This window comes from Catenulispora pinistramenti (assembly GCF_018274385.1).
GTDB lineage: Bacteria > Actinomycetota > Actinomycetes > Streptomycetales > Catenulisporaceae > Catenulispora > Catenulispora pinistramenti.
Genome location: NZ_JAAFYZ010000360.1, coordinates 1 through 6,574 on the forward strand (window position 1 = coordinate 1; position 6,574 = coordinate 6,574).

General features: G+C 69.7%; 5 protein-coding genes. All 5 read left to right on the plus strand.

Going from position 1 to position 6,574, the window contains the following annotated elements; all coding sequences use genetic code 11:
* Positions 1-91: 91 nt before the first annotated feature.
* The 5 genes from KGQ19_RS46630 (at position 92) to KGQ19_RS46650 (ending at position 5,559) form a co-directional block, all read left to right on the plus strand.
* Complete coding sequence (locus KGQ19_RS46630) at positions 92-940, plus strand: carbon-nitrogen hydrolase family protein (RefSeq protein WP_212021732.1); 849 nt, start codon at positions 92-94, stop codon at positions 938-940.
* Entirely contained in the window at positions 937-2,655 is a 1,719-nt protein-coding gene (locus tag KGQ19_RS46635) for a flavin monoamine oxidase family protein (protein ID WP_212021734.1), read from the plus strand. The genes KGQ19_RS46630 and KGQ19_RS46635 overlap by 4 nt, the downstream gene beginning before the upstream one ends.
* A 103-nt stretch (positions 2,656-2,758) precedes the next feature.
* Positions 2,759-3,598, plus strand: coding sequence for an AraC family transcriptional regulator (locus KGQ19_RS46640; RefSeq protein ID WP_212021737.1), 840 nt, complete (start codon positions 2,759-2,761; stop codon positions 3,596-3,598).
* A 67-nt stretch (positions 3,599-3,665) separates the two neighbouring features.
* On the plus strand, positions 3,666-4,265 hold the full coding sequence (locus KGQ19_RS46645) for a dihydrofolate reductase family protein (protein ID WP_212021739.1): 600 nt from the start codon (positions 3,666-3,668) through the stop codon (positions 4,263-4,265).
* Positions 4,266-4,371: 106 nt separating this feature from the next.
* Positions 4,372-5,559: a putative hexosyltransferase gene (locus KGQ19_RS46650; protein WP_212021740.1), complete on the plus strand. Its 1,188-nt coding sequence runs from the start codon at positions 4,372-4,374 to the stop codon at positions 5,557-5,559.
* The last annotated feature ends 1,015 nt before the right edge of the window (positions 5,560-6,574 follow it).

The following is a 6,574-nucleotide window of genomic DNA, read 5'->3' on the forward strand; positions in this document are numbered from 1 at the left end:
GTCCCCCGCCGCACCCCCGTGTCGAGTCCGCTCCACCACCCTCGCCACCACGGCGAGATGCGATCCGCCGCTCCGCACCTACGCTGAACCTATGACTCTGCGGCTGGCCTGCCTCCAAGCCCCGGCGACCGATCACCCCGACGGCGCGCCCGACCCCGTCGCCGACCGCGGCGCCAACCTGGCCGCGCTGGACGACGCCGCGGCCAAGGCCTCGGCCGCCGGCGCGCGGCTGCTGATCACGCCCGAGATGTACCTCACCGGCTACAACCTGGGCGCCGAGGTGATCGCCGGGCTGGCCGAGGAGCGGTTCGGGCCGTCCCAGCGCGAAGTGTCCGCGACCGCCGCCAAGCACGGGATCGCCATCCTGTACGGCTACCCCGAGCGGGACGGCGACGGTGTCGTCTACAACGCCGTGCAGCTGATCGGCGGCGACGGTGTCCCGAAGGCCAACTACCGCAAGACGCACCTGTTCGGCGACGTGGACCGCGAGGCGTTCGCGCCGGGTTCGGAGCTGGTGGTGCAGGCGGACCTGGACGGCATCCGGGTCGGCTTCCTGATCTGCTACGACGTCGAGTTCCCGGAAGCGGTGCGCGCGCACACCGATGCCGGGACCCAGCTGCTGCTGGTACCGACCGCCTTGATGCGGCCGTACGAGTACGTGCCGCGGCAGATCGTGCCGGCCCGGGCGATCGAGTCGCAGCTGTTCGTGGCGTATGTGAACCGGGTCGGGGTGGAGCGCGACTTCGTCTACGCCGGCGAGACCCGGGTGGTGGCGCCGGACGGCCGGGAGCTGGTGGTCGGCGCGGACCACGAGGAGCTGCTGCTGGCCGACGTGGACCCGGCGGACCTGGCCGCCTCCCGCGATCTGAACACGTATCTGCAAGACCGGCGCACCGACCTGTACCGCACCGCCGGCGTGACCCCGAAGGCAAACTCATGACGTCCGCTGTCCCGGCCACCGTCCACGAGGTCACCGACCACGTGCAGTGTGAGTCCCACAAGCCGATCACCATGTTCGGCCCCGATTTCCCGTTCGCCTACGACGACTACGTCGCGCACCCGGCGGGCCTGGGCTCGGTGCCGGAGGCGGCGTACGGGACCGAGGTCGCGGTGATCGGCGGCGGGCTGTCCGGGATGGTGGCCGCGCACGAGCTGCTGAAGCTGGGGCTCAAGCCGGTGGTGTACGAAGCCGACGAGCTCGGCGGCCGGATGCGCTCCACGCCGTTCCCGGGCGTGCCGGGCTCGATGGCCGAGATGGGCGCGATGCGGTTCCCGCCGTCCTCGACGACGTTGTTCTCATACTTCGACCGCGCGGGGCTGCGCACGGAGCCGTTCCCGAACCCGCTGGACGCCGCGACCCCGTCCACGGTCATCGATCTGAAGGGCGTCAGCCACTACGCCACCGGCCTGGACGACCTTCCCGCGGTCTACCACGAGGTCGCCGACGCCTGGGCCGACGCGCTGGACGATCCGGCGCACGGCGCCGAGTTCTCCGCGATGCAGCAGGCGATCCGGGAGCGGGACACCGCGACGGTGCGCGCGATCTGGGGCCGCCTGGTCCCGCGGCTGGACGACACCTCGTTCTACGGCTTCCTGGCGGCCAGCCCGGCGTTCAAGTCCTTCCGGCACCGCGAGGTCTTCGGCCAGGTCGGCTTCGGCACCGGCGGCTGGGACACCGACTTCCCGAACTCGATGCTGGAGATCCTGCGCGTCGTCTACACCGGCGCCGACGACCACCACCGGCGCGTGGTGGGCGGCTGCCAGCAGCTGCCGGTGCGGCTGTGGTCGCAGGCCCCTGACACCCTCGCCCACTGGCCGGCCGGCACCACGGTCCAGTCCCTGCACGAGAACGGCCACCCCCGGCCCGCGGTCACCCGCATGTACCGCACCGGGCGCGGCGTCACCGTCGCCGACGCCGCCAACGAGATCCGCACCTATCCGGCCGCGGTCTTCACCGCGCAGGCCTGGATGATGCTCTCGAAGGTCAAGGTGGACGAGGCCCTGCTCCCCACGGACGTCTGGACCGCGGTCGAGCGCGCGCACTACATGGGGGCCTCGAAGCTGTTCGTGGTCGTCGACCGCCCGTTCTGGCTCGACCCCTCCCCCGACGACCCGACCCGCGACACCATGTCGATGACCCTCACCGACCGCATGCCCCGCGGCGTGTACCTGCTGGACGACGGACCGGACAAGCCTGGCGTGATGTGCCTGTCGTACACCTGGGTCGACGACTCGATGAAGTTCGTGCCGCTGTCCCGCGAGGAGCGCCTGGAGGTGGTCCTGGCCTCGCTGGCCGAGATCTACCCGAACGTCGACATCCGATCGCACATCATCGGCACCCCGCTGACTGTCTCCTGGGAAACCGAGCCCTACTTCATGGGCGCCTTCAAGGCGAACCTCCCCGGCCAGTACCGCTACCAGCGCCGCCTTTACACCCACTTCATGCAGGAAGACCTGCCGGAGCACCAGCGCGGCCTGTTCCTGGCCGGCGACGACATCTCCTGGACCGCCGGCTGGGCCGAGGGCGCGGTGACCACGGCGCTGAACGCGGTGTGGGGCGTGATGAAGCACTTCGGGGGATCCACGAGCCCTGAGAACCCGGGGCCGGGCGACGTCTTCGACCAGATCGCGCCGCCGCTGTTGGACGAGGGGTAGCGGCGGGCGGCGGGTCGGCTGGACCGACCGACCGACCGACCGGCAGCGCGGTGCGCGGCCGGGCGCCCATGCGGATACGCCGCGCATAGAAGATGCTGTACGCATGGAGTACGTGTCCAGAGTGCCGCGACCGCCGCTGGACGGGCTGATCGATGACCTCTACTACCTGGAGGGCACGCCGCCGTACGCCCGGCTGATGCTGCCGCCGATGCCGGCGGCGCTGCTCATCGTCAACCTCGGGGCGCCGTTCCGCATCCACGGCGGCACCGACACCGAGCCGGCCGAGTACGCCGACGGCTGCGTGATCACCATGCCCACCCGCGCGTTGGAGTTCGGCTACCCGCTCCGGACCCGATCCGTCGGCGTGCACTTCAAGCCGTGGGGGCTGGCGCCGTTCCTGCCGATGCCCGCGGCCGAGTTGTGTGACCGGCCGGTGACGATCGAGCAGGTTTGGGGCCGGCCTGCCGTCGCCGAGCTGCGAGACCGGCTGGCCGCGGCGTACGGACCACGGGAGATGCTGACGCTGCTCGAGCAGGAGCTGACGCGACGGCTGGGCGAGACCGCCGGCCTGGGACTGGTCCGCCATACGAGCGGCGTCATCGCGGCGACCGGCGGGGCGGTGGCGATCGGCGACCTGCGCGCGGCGGCCGGTGTCAGCAGCACTCATCTCGCGCAACGGTTCAAGGAGCTCATCGGCATCACGCCGAAGCGGCTGGCCCGCACCCACCGCTTCGCCGCCACCGTGTTCGCGATCAACCCCGCCGACCCGATCGACTGGACCGGCCTCGCCAGTGGCGCGGGCTACTTCGACCAGGCCCACTTCGACCACGAGTTCCGCGCGTTCACCGGACTCACGCCGACCCGGTACCTCGAAGTCCGGCGGCGGTTCCTGCGGGAACATCCCGGCAACGTGCTGGACAGCTGGCCGCTGCCGGTCGATTGATTTCTTACAAGACCGACAGCTCACAGCGCGTTAACGTCGAGGCACCCCAAGCGCAGAGGAGGGCCCCGTGGGCAAAGTAGTCATGTACAGCTCGGTATCGGTAGACGGCTTCATCGCGGACGAGAAAGACCAGACCGGACCGCTGTTCGACTGGTTGCTCAGCGGCGACGTGCCGTTGGACGACAGCGGCGTCTTGAAGGTGTCGCAGACGTCCTACGACTACATCCGGCCGTACTGGGACCAGATCGGGGCGACAATCGTCGGCCGCCACGTCTTCGACATGACGAACGGCTGGGACGGCACGCCTCCGGCCGGGGTCGACCACGTCGTCGTCGTGACCCACCGGGGCAGGCCCGAGGGCTGGTATCCCGAGGCGCCGTTCTCCTTCGTCGACAGCGTTGAGGCGGCCGTGGCCAAGGCGCAGGAACTCGCGGGCGAGCGCGTGGTCGAGGTCGCCGCCGGCGACGTCGGCGGCCAGGTGCTTGCCGCGGGTCTGATCGACGAGGTGCGCATGGACGTCGTACCCGTGGTGTTCGGGTCCGGCAAACGCTACTTCGGGCCGATCCACGCTCAGCACCTGCTGGAGGATCCTGACGAGGCGATTCAGGGCAACCGGGTGCTCCACCTCCGCTATCGAGTGCGCCGCCAAACACTGCCGGCCGAGTAGGCAACGCCGTTCCCGGCACGCTACGCTCGGCCCGCATGTGGTCCATAGCTCTGCTGTGGACGGGGTAGGCGGGCGCTCACCGTGCGCCCGGTCTGGGAGGTACGCGGTGGCGGCTGTCGTTCAGGAGGACCCCGGTCCGGCCGTTCAGGACCCCGGTTCGAGAACGACTGCGGCCGAGCTCGCGGCAACGTTCCGCAGAGCGGTCCTGAACCGCACCAACGGCGTGACAGCCGGTGTCTACCTCGGACTGCACCTGATCTCGGTGCTCTCGCTGCTGTGGCTCCTGCACGTACGGAAGCAGTCACTGAACGTCCTGGTGCACACGCCTCCCCACGCATGGGACTCGACTTTCTACATCGAGGTGGCGCGCGGCGGCTACCAGCGCGGCTTCGACTACGCCTTCTTCCCCCTCTACCCCGTCCTGCTGCGCGGGGTGGAGACGGTCTCCGGCCTGAGCTACCTCCAGGCCGGCGTGCTGGCCTCGGTCATCGCCGGCACGGTCGCGGCCCTGGGCATCCGCTTCGTGGGCGAGCGGGTGGCCGGCCCCCGGGCCGGGCTGGTGCTGGTGGCGCTGTTCGCACTGGCCCCGACGGCCGTGGTGCAGGTCGCGCCTTACGGCGACGTACTGTTCGTCGCGTTCGCGGCGTGGGCGCTGCACGCACTGCTGCGGCGCGCGTGGCTCACCGCCGGCGTGCTGGCCTTCTTCGGCGGCCTCACCCGGCCCTCCGCCTCCGCACTGATCGCGACCGTCGGCCTGGTCGCACTGGTGGCGATCATCCGCCGCCAGGACGGGTGGCGCCCCTGGGCGGGCGCGGCGATCGCACCCCTGGGGATGCTGGGCTACATGGCCGCCGTCGGCCGCCACTTCGGCCACCTCGACGCCTACTTCAAGGTCCAGCGCTCCCTGTGGAACAACTGGTTCGACGGCGGCGCCACCACCTTCGACGAGTTCTCGAAGCTGGTCGACGGCCGCCTCGACAACCCGTCGACGATGGAACTGATCGCCATCCTGGCCATGGTCACGGTGCCATTCCTCCTGGCCCTGATGATCCGCCGCGCGCTGCCCTGGGAACTGGTCGCGTACTGCGCACTCGTGGCGGTCCTGGTCCTGGGCAGCCACCGGTCGATCACCACGACACCACGCGAGCTGATGCCCGCGTTCCCGTTGCTGATCCCTGTGGCGCGGACGCTTTCGCGGTCGGGGACGCGGGGGCTTGTGGTTTGTTTTGTGGCTGCTGCGGTGATGTCGGCTTGGTTCGCTTGGTATCTGCCGATTCAGTATGGGGTTCCGTAGGGCGGGTTTCGTAGGGCGGTGTTCCCTGGGGTTGTTCGGGGTGGGAGTTTTCGGGGGGTGGAGTTTGCGGGCCGGGTTGCGGTTGCCTTGTGGGTTTCAAAGCTTTTTACGGCCTTCGGTCATAGTTGTGCCGGTTCGGGGTTCGGGGCGGCGGGTGTGTCTGTCGGCTGCCGGTTCCCGCGTTCACAACCCCGCCTCACCTCAGGCCTCTTCAACTCCGGCAAGTCAGGGCAAGGGCAAAGGGCCAGATCAAGAGCAAGATCAAGGGCACAGGCCAGATCAACAGCAAGATCAAGGTCAAACCCATGGTGAAGGGCCGGGCCTCCGGCGGGCCTCGGCAACCTCAGGGAAACTAGCGCGGTTCCCTAGGGTGGTCGATCTAGTCTCAGCGGCGGCGGTCCCAGAGGTGGCTACGGTCCGTTCCCCTCGGTCGCGTCGTCAGCCCGGGGGGTACAGCACCGGTGTCCGGGGGTAAAGTCCGCGCGCGGCGGTCATGCAGGTAGGCGGCGGTTTCGTTCAGCGCGAACTTGACCCCCGGCCACCGGCACTGTAGGCGAAGCCCTGCCGACGCGACCGAGGGGAACGAACCGAAAACCAGCCGGAAGAATAGCAATCGCAGGGAACGACAACGCAGGTCAGCGATTCGGCTGCCGGTGAGGGCGTGGCGGCGGGCCGGTGGTCAGCGGTCGAGGACATGCCCGGGTGCGGTAAGCGGTATGCCTTGGTGGTCAGGTCTGTCTGTCATCCGGCGGCAGCGATCTCGGCGGCCAGGCGAACCCGCGCCCACACCTGCACCCGCCAGCCCAGAATGCGCCCCCGGAACTGCTGCGCTGCCAGCCTAGAATGCGCACCTTCGGGACTGCCGCGCTGCCAGCACCCTGACCGGCGGCCGTGCTCGCCGAGCCGCCGGTACCCGCACCCCCTGTTTTGTATTTCTCCGGCTGGTTTTCGGTTCGTTCCCCTCGGTCGCGTCGGCAGGGCTTCGCCTACAGTGCCGGTGGCCGGGGGTCAAGTT